At 46.4% G+C, this 15,972-nt stretch carries 14 protein-coding genes; all 14 read right to left on the bottom strand.

The annotated features are described in order from the left end of the window. Positions 1-221: 221 nt before the first annotated feature. A complete protein-coding gene (locus MH215_RS21295) occupies positions 222-1,940 on the bottom strand; it encodes a phospho-sugar mutase (protein ID WP_239293200.1) in 1,719 nt (572 codons plus the stop codon). Between the two features lie 146 nt (positions 1,941-2,086). Then, positions 2,087-2,518: a 3-hydroxyacyl-ACP dehydratase FabZ gene (gene fabZ / locus MH215_RS21290; RefSeq protein ID WP_128103780.1), complete on the bottom strand. Its 432-nt coding sequence runs from the start codon at positions 2,516-2,518 to the stop codon at positions 2,087-2,089. 487 nt (positions 2,519-3,005) lie between these two features. Beyond that, positions 3,006-3,230 (bottom strand): DNA-directed RNA polymerase subunit beta, encoded by a 225-nt coding sequence (locus MH215_RS21285; RefSeq protein ID WP_239293199.1) that lies wholly within the window; start codon positions 3,228-3,230, stop codon positions 3,006-3,008. Positions 3,231-3,242: 12 nt separating this feature from the next. Next, complete coding sequence (locus tag MH215_RS21280) at positions 3,243-4,082, bottom strand: flagellar hook-basal body protein (RefSeq protein ID WP_239293198.1); 840 nt, start codon at positions 4,080-4,082, stop codon at positions 3,243-3,245. 44 nt (positions 4,083-4,126) lie between these two features. Then, positions 4,127-5,011 carry a flagellar hook-basal body protein gene (locus MH215_RS21275; RefSeq protein WP_239293197.1) on the bottom strand — a complete coding sequence of 295 codons (885 nt, stop codon included), beginning with the start codon at positions 5,009-5,011 and terminating at the stop codon, positions 4,127-4,129. 102 nt (positions 5,012-5,113) lie between these two features. Further along, positions 5,114-6,112 carry a rod shape-determining protein gene (mreB, locus tag MH215_RS21270; protein ID WP_056693831.1) on the bottom strand — a complete coding sequence of 333 codons (999 nt, stop codon included), beginning with the start codon at positions 6,110-6,112 and terminating at the stop codon, positions 5,114-5,116. A gap of 219 nt (positions 6,113-6,331) precedes the next feature. Next, positions 6,332-6,619, bottom strand: coding sequence for a sporulation transcriptional regulator SpoIIID (gene spoIIID, locus MH215_RS21265; RefSeq protein ID WP_024632710.1), 288 nt, complete (start codon positions 6,617-6,619; stop codon positions 6,332-6,334). Between the two features lie 171 nt (positions 6,620-6,790). Beyond that, positions 6,791-7,528: a stage II sporulation protein SpoIIQ gene (spoIIQ, locus tag MH215_RS21260; RefSeq protein ID WP_239293196.1), complete on the bottom strand. Its 738-nt coding sequence runs from the start codon at positions 7,526-7,528 to the stop codon at positions 6,791-6,793. A gap of 939 nt (positions 7,529-8,467) precedes the next feature. Continuing rightward, entirely contained in the window at positions 8,468-9,823 is a 1,356-nt protein-coding gene (spoIID, locus tag MH215_RS21255; protein WP_239293195.1) for a stage II sporulation protein D, read from the bottom strand. Positions 9,824-10,270: 447 nt separating this feature from the next. Continuing rightward, positions 10,271-11,617: a UDP-N-acetylglucosamine 1-carboxyvinyltransferase gene (gene murA / locus MH215_RS21250; protein ID WP_239293280.1), complete on the bottom strand. Its 1,347-nt coding sequence runs from the start codon at positions 11,615-11,617 to the stop codon at positions 10,271-10,273. A 521-nt stretch (positions 11,618-12,138) separates the two neighbouring features. After that, positions 12,139-12,396, bottom strand: a complete 258-nt coding sequence (locus MH215_RS21245; RefSeq protein ID WP_056693844.1) for a DUF1146 family protein — start codon at positions 12,394-12,396, stop codon at positions 12,139-12,141. Between the two features lie 630 nt (positions 12,397-13,026). Then, positions 13,027-13,431, bottom strand: coding sequence for a F0F1 ATP synthase subunit epsilon (locus tag MH215_RS21240; protein WP_239293194.1), 405 nt, complete (start codon positions 13,429-13,431; stop codon positions 13,027-13,029). A gap of 64 nt (positions 13,432-13,495) precedes the next feature. After that, entirely contained in the window at positions 13,496-14,899 is a 1,404-nt protein-coding gene (gene atpD, locus MH215_RS21235) for a F0F1 ATP synthase subunit beta (RefSeq protein ID WP_239293193.1), read from the bottom strand. A 151-nt stretch (positions 14,900-15,050) separates the two neighbouring features. Further along, on the bottom strand, positions 15,051-15,923 hold the full coding sequence (gene atpG / locus MH215_RS21230) for an ATP synthase F1 subunit gamma (RefSeq protein ID WP_239293192.1): 873 nt from the start codon (positions 15,921-15,923) through the stop codon (positions 15,051-15,053). Positions 15,924-15,972 lie beyond the last annotated feature (49 nt).

Here is a 15,972-nt window from a genome sequence, read left to right as displayed (position 1 = left end):
AAAGGGAAAATCCGGATAGCTTATGCTTCCGATGTAGCTTTCTTACAGAAAGCTTTCAGGCGAACGTTTCGCTTCTTCATGTTATTTCTGTCCTCTCCGTTCTCATGTAAACGTTAAGTTTAACTCTTCACTCTAACATAAAAGCCCCTCCGCCAACCAACCTTTCGGTGCGGAGAGGCTTTCTCATGTTCTAGCTACAACCTTTAAAACCTGTAACTGAATTACGCGTCTACACGTGTCATTACTGCTTCAGACAAGCGCTCGATCCGGCTTTGAGCATCGTCTGTGCTCTCACCACGTACGGCAAAGTAGATTTTGATCTTAGGCTCTGTTCCTGATGGACGCAGGCAGAACCATGATCCGTCAGCCAAAATAAACTTGAGTACATTTTCTTTTGGCAAGCCATCTAGGCCGAGAGAGTAGTCCAGGACATCTTGTACTGCAATCCCTGCTACTTCTTGCGGTGGGTTAGAGCGCCAGTCTGTCATTTTGCCTTGAATTTGAGCTACTCCATCCTTGCCTTTCAGTGTACGGGACTCCAGCTTCTCCAAGAACGTTCCGAACTGTTTGTAGAGTTCTTGCAGGACATCGTACAATGTTTTGCCTTGGCTCTTGTAATAGGCAGCAGCTTCAGCGATCAACATGGACGCCAGAACTGCATCCTTATCACGTGCATAATTGCCTGCCAGGTAACCATAGCTCTCTTCGTAACCAAACAAGAACGTATGACTACCGCTCTCTTGGAATTGATCCATTTTCTCACCGATATATTTGAAGCCTGTTAGGGTATTCATCACTTCTGCACCGTAATGCTTCGCGATTACAGCCCCCATCTCGCTTGTTACAATGGTTTTAACTACTGCACCGTTGCTCGGCAGCTTACCTGTCTCTTGCAGGCGGCTGAGTACATAATGAATCATGATGGCACCAGACTGGTTACCGGACAAGACGAAATATTTGCCATCGTTGTCTTTAACAACAGCACCCATCCGGTCTGCATCTGGGTCTGTACCGATTAAAATGTCTGCACCTACTGCTTCGCCCAGCTTCATCGCAAGTGTGAACGCTTCGCGCTCTTCCGGGTTAGGCGACTTCACTGTAGAGAACTCCGCATCTGGCTGCTCTTGCTCTACTACGATATGCAGTTGTTCGAATCCAATCTGTTCCAATACACGACGTACAGGTACGTTTCCTGTTCCGTGCAGTGGCGTGAAGACGATTTTGAAATCACGGCCCACACCGTCTTGAATCAATTCACGACTCAAGCTCTGGCTCGCTACAGTATCGAAGAATGCTTGATCCTCTTCTTCCCCAAGCCATACGAGCAATCCCTGTGCTTCGGCTTCTTCTTGAGTCAGCTTTTTGACATCGGCAAGAGAAGGAACCTCCTGGATGTACTGAATTACTTTTTCAGCTTCACCTGGTACGAGTTGACCGCCTTGGTGGTTGTACACTTTATATCCGTTATATTCAGGAGGGTTATGACTCGCTGTCACAACGATTCCACCTGTTGCCTGCTGATTACGTACCGCAAATGACAACTGTGGTGTTGAACGCAGAGATGGGAACAGCTTAGCTACAATGCCATTACCTGCTAGAACAAGTGCAGCGTCCAATGTGAACTCTGGTGAATAGTGACGGGAATCATGCGCAATGACTACAGAAGGTCTACCTTCCTTGTCACTATGCTGTTCCAGCAAATAACGAGCGAATCCTTGTGTTGCACGACCCACTGTGTATCGGTTCATCCTGTTGCTTCCGGCGCCGATTACCCCACGCAATCCACCCGTACCGAACTCCAGATTACGGTAGAAACGATCTTCCAGCTCTTTCGGCTGATCCTGCAAGTCACGAAGCTCCTGTTTCGTCGCTTCATCAATCGAAGCATCCTCCAACCATTGCTGCAGCGTCAATGCTGCTGTTTCGCTTAACTGTTCCATTCCTGCAAACCCCTTCCTCTATGTCCATTCAAAATAATGGCTGACTCCATCAGCATGTTGCCCTTGATTCCAGATTGTCTTATGCATAGCAGATCGAACATCTTCTCTCAGGTGCCATATGCTCACGTATGTACTCAGCTTATCTCTTAGCTTGGGTCAGACAATGCAAACATGATCTCGCCTTCAGCGACAATTTTGTCTTCCACTCTAGCTGTAGCTTTACCTTTACCAATTGAGCCCTTCAGTCGAGTGATCTCTACTTCCAACATCAAGGTATCTCCAGGCACAACTTGTCCACGGAATCGGAAATTGTCCAGTCCCGCTAAAAAACCAATTTTGCCTTTATTGCTCTCGATGCTAAGCATAGCTACTGCGCCAACTTGAGCCAGCGCTTCTGTAATCAAGACACCCGGCATTACCGGATACTCTGGAAAATGACCCAGGAAGTGCGGTTCGTTGATTGTTACATTCTTCAAACCAACCGCACGCTTGCCCTCCTCCATCTCTACAATCTTGTCCACCAGTAGGAACGGGGGACGGTGCGGAATGATCGCTTGAATCTGTTTGCTATCGAGCACGTTGTATTCTCCTTTCGTGTCGCATTTTATATGAGACTCGTGATTAAATAATTTACGTTATCTGCATCTTAGACGCTCCGGGGGCGGATCGTTCTTCCGATCGCTGTTGTTTTCTAATTTTATATGAATATACTTTATAAAAGGTTAAAATTAGAAAACAAAGGCGAACGCTTTCGCTTCTTCAGAATCGATTCCTTCCCCTACACTACGTATGCGATAGGCAAATATTTAAAAACAGGGCTCATATAAAATATAGTTATTTTATTTTGTTTAAAAAGCGCATTTTCGGTTAACACTAGAAATATCCTTCATGACTGCAGTAGTGAAGGTTGAGATAAGGGGTCTCTCTTGGCGATGATGCATATCATTCGCAGGGGAGGCCTCTTTTGCGTTAGACGTCAGAAGTCAAACGTCATCCATCATTATACTGTTTTCAACGCCAAAAAGAAAACTCCTGCCTACGCAGGAGTTTTCCTCATTACACGTCCTATGGAGCGAACACCAGATTATACACATGCTCCCAAGTGCTCCACTCGAATACGGAGCCGATATCCTGTTTACCCAGTACTACATAGCCAGCGACCATACCACCAGCGAGGGCAAGAACAAGCAGAAACGGAACCAGAAACCATCTGGCAATACGCCATCCACTCTTCTTCTTCTTGACTTTCGTCTTATCCGGCTTACTGTTCTGCTGCTCTGTATCTGTCATCACATTCACCTTTTATGCTCTCAAATTGTTGGCTAGACCCGCCATCGAATCACTGGATGTCAGTGCGCGAGCTGCCAACTGATACGTACGCTGTCCTTGCATCAGCAAAGCCATCTCCGAAGTCAGATCCACATTCGACTGCTCCAAGTAACCCGCACGAATCGAAGCCGCCGCTTGACGCGTCGCCGCATTAGCTCCAAATACATCATCTTCCGTTAGACCAACGTCCAAACCAAACAAGTTATCAGCAAACTGCACCAGACCTTCCGGACGCTCGATATCAACGAGTTGCAACTGAGCGCCGATGGTTGCGTTAGCCGCATTACCTCGGCGAATTAGCAAATTCCCGTTCTCATCAAATGCGACTTTGCTATTCACCTGTGCAGTAATCCGATTGCCTTGACGATCAAGGGCAAAATGTCCTTCACCGTTAACGAGTACCATCATCTGAGGTGCATTCGGGTTCGGATTCGGTCTTTCATCAGGTACAAAATGGAATGCACCTTGACGTGTCCACATTTTCTGTCCATTCGCTTCCACAGCAAACATGGCATTGCCTTCAATCGCTAAATCCGTTGGGTTACCCGTCTCATTCAGCGATCCTTGCGTCATATCCTTCGTAACATCTGACAAACGTACGCCAAACCCCAAGTTAAAACCCATCGGTGTAGAACGACCGTCTAGTTGATACTTCTCAGGTTGTTGTTGTACACGAGTCAAAACATCTTCAAACGCTGCCTGCTTGCTCTTATAGCCTGCCGTGTTCACGTTGGCAATATTATCGGCAATGACTTCCAAACGTTGCTGAATGCCAGTCATGGAGACCTTGGCACTAATCATGGAATTATTCATCGGTGGTTACCCTCCCCACTACGTGGTTATATCTACGGTTGACGTTATACACGTCCAACTTCATTAACGGCTTTGTCTAAACTTCGGTCATAGAATTGCACGATCTTCTGATTGGCTTCGTACGCACGGAACGCAGCATTCAGATCTACTGTCGCTTGAGAAGCATCCACATTGGAGCCCTCTAAGTATCCTTGGCGGATCTGAACGTTATCTCCAGCAGCCATCATTCTAGCCGTTGCACCGCCCTGTTCGTCCAAACTGAAGTTACCGTCGCCTTGACGTACCAACTGATTCGGCAGATCAACCACGCTAATTCCAAGTGTAACACCTGTTGGTGCACCTGTAGCTGCATTCACGAGACGACCTTGCTCATCCACTTTAAATTGCTCCACTGAACCTGTCAACACAACAGGTTGTCCATTATTATCCAACACTTGTGAGCCCGTCGAGCTCAGCAATTGCCCTGTTCCTGTAACTGTAAAATGTCCATCACGCGTATATCTTGTATTACCATCGGCATCCTGCACCGTAAAATATGCCTGTGGTTGGTACGTAACCGTACCATCTTCTCTCACAAACTTGCCTGATGCATCAAATGGTACAGGTTGTCCCGTCTGTGGATCGTTTACCACCAAATTAGATGAAATGGCAAAATCACTCTTCTGCCCGCTCTCTCTAATCGCACCTTGCACATTCATAGACAAGCTCTCTTCGGCAAATACACCTGAGTTCAATCTACCCAACCGCTTCGTCGGAGCATTGGCATCTCCGCCCACCAAGGTAATGAGCATTTCCGGGAAGGAACGGCTAACACTGCTGACCTGTTTGTATCCCGTTGTGTTCATATTCACGATATTCTGAGTTGCTGTGTCATGGCGACGTTGTTGCGTAAGCATTCCCGCGGTGGCCGTATATAGACCTCTTAACATGGTTGATCCCCTCTCCTCAAGCGCTTGTCCTGCATGGCAGGCTTACGGCTTGTCCGTTCTTAACCCGAGCATGGGCGAACCTTTGTTGATTATATCGGCAGATTAGAATTTTTTCTTAACCACTTGATCCAAATTATTCAACATAATGCCTGTTCCTTTTACAACACAATGCATTGGATCCTCTGCTACCCATACCGGTACATGCAATTCATTCGATAACAGCTCGTCCAATCCGTTCAATAGTGCTCCCCCGCCTGTCAACACAACACCACGGTCAATGATGTCCGCTGATAATTCAGGTGGTGTCCGCTCCAATACAGACTTCGCTGCCACAATGATGGATTGTACCGAATCCCACAGGGCTTCTTGCACTTCATGGCCAGAAACCGTTACGGTAATCGGCAGACCCGTCACCATATCACGACCACGAATATCCATCTCCGTTTGACGTCCGCCTGGATGTACAGAACCAATCGCAATCTTCAGATCCTCGGCTGTACGTTCACCGATCATGAGTTTATATTTGGCTTTGATAAACTTGATTATTGCTTCGTCGAACTTGTCCCCTGCAACTTTAATAGAAGAGGCGGTGACTACGTCGCCCATAGACAGGACTGCAACGTCAGTCGTTCCGCCGCCGATATCCACGACCATATTGCCGCTCGGCTGAAAAATATCCATGCCTGCACCGATCGCTGCCGCTTTCGGCTCTTCTTCTAGGAATACTTCTTTGGCACCGCTGCGTTCAGCAGCTTCACGGATTGCCTTCTGCTCTACGGAAGTAATGTTGGTCGGTGCGCAGATCAAAATCCGTGGGTGGCTGTACCAACTTCTCGCCCCCACACGGTTAATGAAATGTCTGAGCATCGCTTCCGTAATCTCGAAGTCCGCAATAACACCATCACGCAGCGGTCTAATGGCAACAATGTTACCTGGAGTACGCCCCACCATACGACGCGCTTCTTCCCCAACAGCAAGGACCCGCTTCGTATCGCTTTCAATGGTCACAACGGAAGGTTCATCGAGGACAACCCCGCTTCCTTTCACGTGAATTAGCACGTTCGCCGTGCCAAGATCAATACCGATATCCTTGCTTAACATAAAAGAGCCCCCAAAGTGATATTATTTGGTCAGCGTATCCTGTGAAAAAGAGTCCCTTATCACGTCACCGCTCGTTCGACAAAGTGCAACATATATATGTAAAAATCGGGCTGATAAGATGTCATAATTCGATCCTGTACCAGCTTTTAACATATCATACTTCAGGGGAGGGATTCAATCCAAGTTTGAGCTTTTTGGCCTATGTCTTGTCAAAGATGATTACGATTTTGCAGAAGCCAACACTTCACGCTTTTTTCCACTCGTTTTTTTGTATTTGATCTTGGTCGCTTCCCCGCCCCGCAAATGACGGATCGACTTGTGGTACTCCAAGATGTGTTTCACCTGGTCAGCAAGATCAGGGTTGATTTCCGGCAAACGCTCCGTCAAATCCTTATGCACAGTACTCTTTGACACGCCGAATTCCTTGGCTATGGTACGGACCGTATTTCTTGTCTCAACAATGCAGCGACCAATTTTGATGGTCCGTTCCTTGATGTAATCGTGCACGCTCCCGCCTCCCTACTGTGTGGATAGTTTGGTACATTATATGAGGAGCATGCCTATATATTCGCGGTTTAGAGGTGTGACAAGCTTCGAAGGTCCCATAATTTTCAGAAAACGTAAAAAAAGCAGAGGGATCATTCCCTCTGCCTTCGGCGTACTGCGGTAAAAAATCAATTATTTTTCCGGGAGAAATCCTTTGGGGTTAACCGGCTGTCCGTCTTCATAAACTTCGAAGTGCAGATGGTTGCCAAGCGTTTTACCCAACTCATTCACGCCAGCTGATGCAATCGCATCCCCTTGCTTCACTTCGTCATTTTCTTTTACTTTCACATCGGACAAGCTCTGGTATACCGTCTTGAGGTTCTCGTCGTGCGTAATTTCCACAACTTGACCTGTCAGCGGATTTTGCTCAACCCGGGTTACTGTTCCGCTAAGTGCTGCTTTTACTTCGAACGATTTGTTATCTCCTCTTGCCAGGTCTACACCCGTATTCGGGATAAACGTATCGTTATACTGTACCATCGCAGCTTCATGCTCTTCCGTCGAACCTTCGCTTTCATAGAAAGGCTTCACAATGGATACTTCCGAAGGACTCGCTACTGGCCATACAAAACTTTCCGACTTCGCAACAACTTCCACACTTTCCTGTTCACCATCAACCACTGCTGTTTCTTCTGTACCCTTGGTGCCGGTTTCTACTACACCTGCTGGATCCGAGTTAAGCGCTTGTTCGCTTGTTCCCTGATAGACCCACACTAAGGTTAGTATAATACCTGCTGCTGCGATGTAGGCTGCTGGGAACACCCAACGTTTGGACATTGCTCTTTTCCATGAAGAGGGCTGGCTAGCCGGTACTCCTTGTGTTGTTTTAGGAGTTTCTTCTTGGACTGTTTTTTTGTTTTGTTCATTCATCTTGATCACCTCAGTAACAAGTGTTACCGGGTGCAACTCTTTTATACACGCGCGACTCTAATTATTTTCATAAAACTTTCAGAGAGTGCTATATAAGGGGGAATGACGGTTACCCTAGACCACTCCACAGCCAGAGCAATCTTCTGACCGCTGTTATCCCCAGATTTCTTTTATACCTTTTTTTCAAAGGTTGAAATCCCGGGATAAAGGCGGGCACTCCATTTCTCCAGATTATCTCTGCCCGCTCCGTTCAGGTGTAACAATGCGCACCAACCAATATAGTCAAAGCCTGAAAGTTTTAAGGATGGGTGTGGTAGGTAGTAAAGAAGATAGTAGGTGGATCGTGATGCTGTATTGACTGAAGTGACTGAAATGGTAACTTGCTGGCTCGGCGTATGGCTACTGGTATTGGCTGGGCTTTTGATCGGCCGCAGGTTGAGAGTAGAATATCCAATTTTAGTTCCTCAGGAGTAAGTGAAGCATCAAGAGGCGAAAAGACCGTCATTGTCAAGTAGTAGCCCAAGCTTCAGCTTATGCTGGACTACACACGGCTGCATTGGATATTGAAAGGTGCCCTGGGTAAGATTAAGAAGGAGGCATGATAGGTACACCCTAAATAGTGAAGTATTTCTAACGAACTCAAATAGGCTCTGGATAGTGAAGTATCTCTAACGAACACAGGTAACTCTATATGAACAATATAGGCCTTGATAGAATTCTAACGAACCCGAGACTCGCTATTTACTCTTTTGGACACTATAATCGCATCCATTTCGTGTTGTATCGTAATATAACGCTTCTGAGGTTTGTTAGAATTTCAAATCGCGGTAATAGAGCCTAATAAGCTCTCTCAGATTCATTAAGTCCCCATATCAATTCGCATTGAAAAATCAATCAAAATAATATCAATTCATCTAAAGCTATCCAAGTTCATCTCCCCTACTTCGATGCCAGCATCTTGGATGCCTGTCCGAAGGATATGCCAGTATAGTAGTGTTTGAGGATTTGCGTTGCCGTGTGCCCCTCTTGCGCCATCCCATTGGCTCCCCACTGACTCATGCCTACACCATGGCCGTATCCATAGGTTGTGAACTCAATCTTGTCTCCGTCACTCTTCCAACTGAATTGACTCGATCTCAATCCAAGTAAATTCCTAACCTCAGGGCCGCTGAACGTCTGACCGGCAATCTGCATTTCTTTAATCCGGTGTCCCTTTGTTGTGGACAGCACTTCCATCCAGGCACTTCCCTTTTGAGCTGATACGGGTATCGCACTAGCACTCAGATTTAACTTTTGCAACACTTCACTACGCTTCATCGTAACGGTCTCCTCAAATCTCGGGGCGATCTTCTTGTCCCACGGGCTGTCTACACTTTTAAGATAAGGCACAACATTTCCCCATACGTCTTCTGCATTCTCGGTATACCCGTTACTGGTTGAGAAAAAGGAAGCCGTGATCGCTTTACCCTGATACGTCATGACCGCATCGCGGCTCTCACGAATGGCTTGCTCTAGCTTCTCCCAATCTTCCGCTTTGCCGAGCCGCGTCCATTCAGCCTTCGCTTGATCGGGTGGGATAAATACTTGGTGACTTACCGTATCGGTAACGTCCGCATCACCCGAGGGCACGCCACTTGTATCATTCGCCGCCAATCTTCTGACGATAAACGTGCGAGCTGCAATTGCTTGAGCCTTCAACGCTTCCAGTCTGAACTCAGCTGGCATCTCAGCGGCGACCACGCCAGATACGTACTTCTCCAGCGGAAGCTCCATCGTTGTACCTGTTGCTGACAGATATACCCGTACATTAGGCTCTGGATACGTGACAGGTACAGCAGGAGTAGGTGCTGGCGTAGTTGTACTATTGGCCGTGGGGGATGCCGGAACCGACTTAACCGGGTCATCTGATCGCGGCCAGACCAAAATAACAGGGATCAGCAAGGCGAGCGTGAGTAGTGTAGTTGCCGCTGCAACAGGTTGCCAGCGTGGAGGTCTGCGTCTGCCCCAGCGATGCCCACGTACAAATGTCCGCATTCGCCGCCGCTTCACAGGGCGGAAATGATCCAGTTCAATAACAGGCACGTGCATCTGGCCTGTTGTTGCATCATCTGATGTATCTACCCTCGCTTTGCGTGGGGCAGATGCTGTTGCTGAGCCTACTGATGCTAACCGAATAGGTGTCACCGAGGCTAGTTTGTCTTTTTCCATGGCTGAATTAGAAGTTGGCTCCTCTGGATCTGTAGTACCTGGGCGAGGAACAAGAGGTACCTTAACCTGAACACGCGCTTCTTTCATTTCGACATAACCCTCCGTTGTCCACGAGTGACCATGCACCGGCCTATTTTGTTCAATTCCATAGTTTAGGGTATGAGATGAATCGATCTGATAGAACAACATTTAAGAGAAACACACTTCTCTTCTAATCTTTCATTTGGGCATCTAGATGCGTATGGAGCACCGATAAATATTGATCTGACGCGATGTTCCACTTCCTAGCTCCCTATTTACTTACTCCGTCCCCAGCGCCTCCAGTTCTTCTCTCTCGCTTAGAATCAGTTCAGAATTCAATGTTATGCTACACATAGATTAGGATCAGCTATTAATAGAATCAGGTACTTATACCATCTCCCACGCATGGCACATCACTCCAAAAAAGGACAAAAAAAAGCCAAGCCAGATGGCTTAGCTTGGTTGGTTCATGTTTACAGTTCAGCACAGCGAACGACTATGCATACTTCAATGTTAAGCCAAAGTTGGTTGTACCTTGAACAACGGCACTTCTTCTTCAACTTTATCATTGGATACTTTCGTTGCATCGAGCTTAGGCTCTTCAACGGAAATCCGATAAATATCGGCTCCAAGACCATTCAGCTTCTCAGCCAAATGAACATAACCACGATCGATGTGATGAACACCGCCCACTTCTGTAGTCCCTTCAGCAACAAGACCTGCGATAATCAGTGCGGCACCCGCACGCAAATCGGTAGCTGTTACTTTAGCACCCTTCAGTTTGGCGTTACCGGTAATAATAGAAGAACGACCTTCTACTTTGATCTCCGCATTCATCAATTGGAATTCATCCACATGCATGAAGCGGTTCTCAAATACCGTCTCTGTTACTACGCTAGTTCCTTCGGAAGCCAGCAATAGTGCCATCATCTGAGATTGCATATCCGTTGGGAAGCCAGGGTATGGTAATGTTTTCACATCTACCGCCTTGAGTGGACGATCTGCAATAACTCGAACTCCGTTCTCGTCAGGCTGAATCGTTACACCCATCTCTTCCATTTTCGCAATAACCGATCCCAAGTGGTCAGAGATTGCACCTTCAATGTAGACGTCGCCACCGGAAATTGCAGCAGCAGCCATATAAGTTCCTGCTTCAACCCGATCCGGAATAACCGTATGTCTAACACCAGAAAGTTTCTCTACACCCTCGATCCGAATTACACCAGTTCCAGCACCGCGTACTTTGGCTCCCATTCCATTCAGGAAGTTAGCAAGATCCACGATTTCTGGCTCTTTAGCGGCGTTCTCCAGAACAGTCACGCCTTCAGCCAATGTTGCAGCCATCATAATATTTTGAGTAGCACCCACAGATGCCACATCTAGATAAATTTTAGCACCACGTAGTCGACCTTGACTGCGTGCTTCTATATAACCTTGACCCAAACTGATCTCCGCACCCATGGCTTCAAAGCCTTTCAGATGTTGATCAATAGGTCGTGTACCGATGGCACATCCACCAGGAAGCGAAATTCGCGTGTGACCCATACGTGTAAGTAGAGGTCCCATCACCAAAAATGACGCCCGCATTTTACTTACCCACTCATACGGAGCCTCACAGGAAGTAAGTTTTTCCGCATTTACGGTAATCACTTCGTCCCGGTATGTAACACCCGCTCCCAGCGATTCCAACACCTTGTTAATCGTCATCACATCGTCTAGAGGAGGTGCGTCAATAATAACGCTTTGTCCTTCTTCCCCTAAGAGAGAGGCAGCGATGATCGGAAGAACAGAATTTTTAGCGCCGCTAACTTTGACACTTCCGGTCAACCTTTTGCCACCGCGGACGATAAATTTGCTCATCATGGTTCCCTCCGCGCGTTTATTCCCTTTTCTTCATTCCGGAATACGTGTAGCCCTTCTTGCAGAAGGACTGTTGCTGTGTGTGGAATTCCGACATGTCATGGCAAAATATACCATCGATGTCTGCTCAGAAAAGAATTGGTTTATAGTTCAAAAATTTGATGATGACACAGCCGAATCAACTGCATAAAGCCTTGTTAAACAAGACATATGGATCGGCGAAGAATAAAAACTGACGGTTGGGATAATTTTCAGCCGGATTTTAACCGGAGATCCCGTTTATAACCTTATAAATAGTGAACATTTGTGATTTCCCTAACTTCCATCATAACATTGTTGAATTGTTCGATACAAGCATTTTTACATAAAACATCTCAAAATCATCCAATTTCACGTCACATTTTTTTCGTAATTAGCACGTCGACAATCCATACTCTAATTGTTAACACAATTAATCGATGTTATTCGACAATGACCCTACTTGAAAGAGCCTAAGAGAAAATTAACCAACCATCTCAAGATTAAAACAAATGACGCAACATTTGTGTCCATGACAGGTAATCGATAACGAAACCTGCAACGGCATGACCTAGAATGATGGCGAGTAATAAGTGCAGCAATCTTCCCTGAGCTCCTCTAGGCTGTCTGATTATAAGATCAAGCTTCAGGTTCTGCAGAGCCCACCAAGACAACGCTATACACATAAGCGAGACGATAATCGAAACGAGACCATTTGTACTTAGAGCCTGGTTTACCTGATTCGTCAGATCAGTATCCATATATTCATTACCTCCACATTTGTTGCAGCGATCCGCGCAATTTTAATTGTCATCCTTAGAAGTAGCCTTGTGAGGATATCTGGCAATTAACACGGTATACACTGAGCCTACTATGTTGGAGAGCTCCTAAAAGGATTCTCCACTGCCCAATCACTGAGTAACAACAAACTGGCTATGAATGACTATGAATTTCATCACTGCAGCTGCGTCTTCTGCTGACTCTAAGGAATATAGGCTCTTTCATCATACATTGTCAATTACATTGATTTCCACTTCGGAAATATTCTAAATGAAATTATTCAGGATTTTGGTACTAAAACGACATAAAAGAGCGCTATTTTGATATCGAGCTTGTCATTTCCTCGGAAATAATTTGGTTTTTAGTTTACAAAAATGGTTCTTATCGCTTCATTATCGTCATTACTTTAGTCCTATATCCTATTCATGCCCGCCCAATCGGTGATTGTCATCTCAACAATTTAAACTATTAAAAATTCAAATTCATGTTTCTTACTTTTCAAAATCTACAATAGACATAAAACCTAATTCCCTTCAATATAATCGGCTTATATCTCATCTGTACACGTCAAAAAAGCCTGGCGGAACAAGCCGCCAGACTGATTGAATCGTTTATTTGCCGTATACGTTAATCCGGTTAACCGCTTTTTGCAGAGCAATCTCTGCACGACGGTGATCAAAGTGATCCTGGTTGCTTTGACTAGCAAGCCTACGTTCAGCCCGCTCTTTCGCTGCACGCGCACGATCGACATCAATATTATCCGGGAACTCGGCACTTTCTGCGAGTACAACAACCTTATCTTTGCGGACTTCGATAAAACCGCCACCGATAGCAGCTTGTTTCATTTCTTTTCCGCTTTTGATCATGATTGGTGCGATTTGCAGCGGTGTAACCATAGGGATGTGACCAGGCAAAATCCCCAGCTCCCCTTCAATACCACGAACGCTGATACGATCTACCTGTTCAGAGTAGACCAGACGCTCAGGTGTTACAATCTCCAACAAAAAGGTGCTCATTTCCATCCCTCCTGAAAACTATCCGAAGGATAGCTCGCTTCATAAGGACAATCCTGGATTCAGACTATACCAGTGTTTTCGCTTTCTCCACTGCCTCTTCAATTGTACCCACGAAGAGGAATGCTGCTTCCGGAAGATCGTCATGCTTGCCTTCGAGAATTTCTTTAAAGCTGCGCACCGTTTCTTTAACCGGAACGTATTTACCCGGAATACCGTTAAATGCTTCAGCAACGTGGAAAGGCTGGGACAAGAAACGTTGAATCTTACGCGCACGGTAAACGAGCGCTCTGTCTTCTTCACTCAGCTCGTCCATACCCAAGATCGCAATGATATCTTGCAGTTCGTTATAACGTGCCAAGATACGCTTAACACCTTGAGCCACGCTGTAGTGTTCTTCACCTACAACTTCAGGGGACAAGATCCGTGAACTCGAAGCCAATGGATCAACCGCAGGGTAGATACCCATCTCGGAGATTTTACGTTCCAAGTTCGTTGTTGCATCCAAGTGAGCAAATGTTGTTGCAGGAGCCGGGTCAGTATAGTCATCCGCAGGAACGTAGATCGCCTGGATGGATGTTACAGAACCTTTTTTCGTAGATGTGATACGCTCTTGCAATTGACCCATTTCTGTTGCCAGCGTAGGCTGGTAACCTACTGCGGAAGGCATACGTCCAAGCAAGGCAGATACTTCTGAACCCGCTTGAGTGAAACGGAAGATATTGTCGATAAAGAGCAACACGTCACGGCCTTCTTCATCACGGAAATATTCCGCCATCGTCAGACCTGTGAGGGCTACACGAAGACGTGCGCCTGGAGGCTCGTTCATTTGTCCGAAGACCATTGCTGTTTTGTTGATAACGCCGGAGTCACTCATCTCGTGATACAAGTCGTTACCTTCACGTGTACGCTCACCAACACCGGCGAATACGGAGATACCACCGTGCTCTTGTGCAATGTTGTTGATCAATTCTTGAATCGTTACGGTTTTACCTACACCGGCACCACCGAACAGACCGATTTTACCACCTTTAGCATAAGGAGCCAGCAAGTCGATAACTTTGATACCTGTCTCAAGCATTTCTGCTTGTGTAGTCAATTCATCGAATGCAGGAGCCGAGCGGTGAATCGGGTTCTTGTGTTCAGCAGCTACAGTGCCGCCAGTATCAATCGCTTCGCCGAGTACGTTAAATACACGACCCAGTGTAGCTTCCCCAACAGGTACAGAGATTGGAGCTCCTGTATCTACGGCTTCCAGACCACGTACGAGACCGTCCGTGGAGGACATCGCGATACAACGTACCCGGTTGTCACCCAGATGTTTCGAAGCTTCGAGTGTAAGGTTTACACTTACGCCGCTCTCATTTACTGTAGTGATCGTGATGGCATTGAGGATTTCCGGCAGACCGCCGCGATCAAACTCGACGTCAACAACCGGACCCATGATGCTCACAACGCGTCCTTTGTTCATCTTAACGTTCCCCTCCTACAAGCCTGCTACTTTTGCAAAAACAATACACCGTTCGCTTATCTTTGCACTGCAAGCCTTCATTATAAAAACCGACCTCATTTCCATCTCAGTCCTACCGTAGGAATGAATGAGATGGAAATTTGTCTTTTGGTTAGCCTTGTGCTGCGTTTGCACCAGCCACAATTTCCGTAATCTCCTGCGTAATCGCTGCTTGACGGGCACGGTTATACGTTAATGACAAATCGTTAATGAGCTTGGATGCATTTTTCGTTGCATTACCCATTGCCGTCATTTTCGCGCCTAGCTCACTCGCCTTACCGTTCAGAAGTGCACCATAGATTAACGTTTCCGCATAACGCGGAAGCAACGCTTCTAGGACAGCCTCAGCTGAAGGTTCGTACTCGTAGCTTAACATTGATCCTTCTGCAGCAGTTACCTCAGGTGTCTCCATTGGAAGAAGCTTCTCTACCGTAGGAATCTGGGTCAACGCATTCACAAAGCGGTTATAGCAAATGTACAATTCATCAAATTGAGCCAGTTCAAATCCTTGAACAGCTTCGTGTGCAATGGATTTGATATCTGCAAATGAAGGCGAATCGGACAGATCCGTTGTAGTGGATGCCATCGCAATTTCACGCCGTCTGAAATAATCGCGGCCTTTACGTCCAATAACGAACAATTCGTAGTCATCCTTAGAATTGTGTCGTTCCTTGATTGTCTGATTGACCTGACGCAAAATGTTTGCATTGTATCCACCCGCAAGACCACGATCCGATGTAATGATGAGATAAGCAGTCTTTTTTACCGGACGACTCTCCAACATGGGATGTTTAATATCTTGCGTGCTTGATGCAATACTAGCCACAACTTCTTTCAGCTTCTCCGAATACGGACGTGCAGCTTCTGCTTTTTCCTGTGCTTTACGCAGTTTTGCAGCTGCAACCATCTCCATTGCTTTGGTGATCTGCTTGGTGCTTTGTACGCTTTTAATTTGCCGCTTAATTTCGCGCATGCCTTTTGCCATGATTTCACCACCTCAAAACTTTGGCAAAGCCAAAGTTACTTCGTAAGCA

This window comes from Paenibacillus sp. ACRSA, from assembly GCF_022346845.1.
GTDB lineage: Bacteria > Bacillota > Bacilli > Paenibacillales > Paenibacillaceae > Paenibacillus.
Note: the sequence above shows the minus strand (reverse complement) of the source record. Positions and strands in the feature narration are given on the sequence as shown.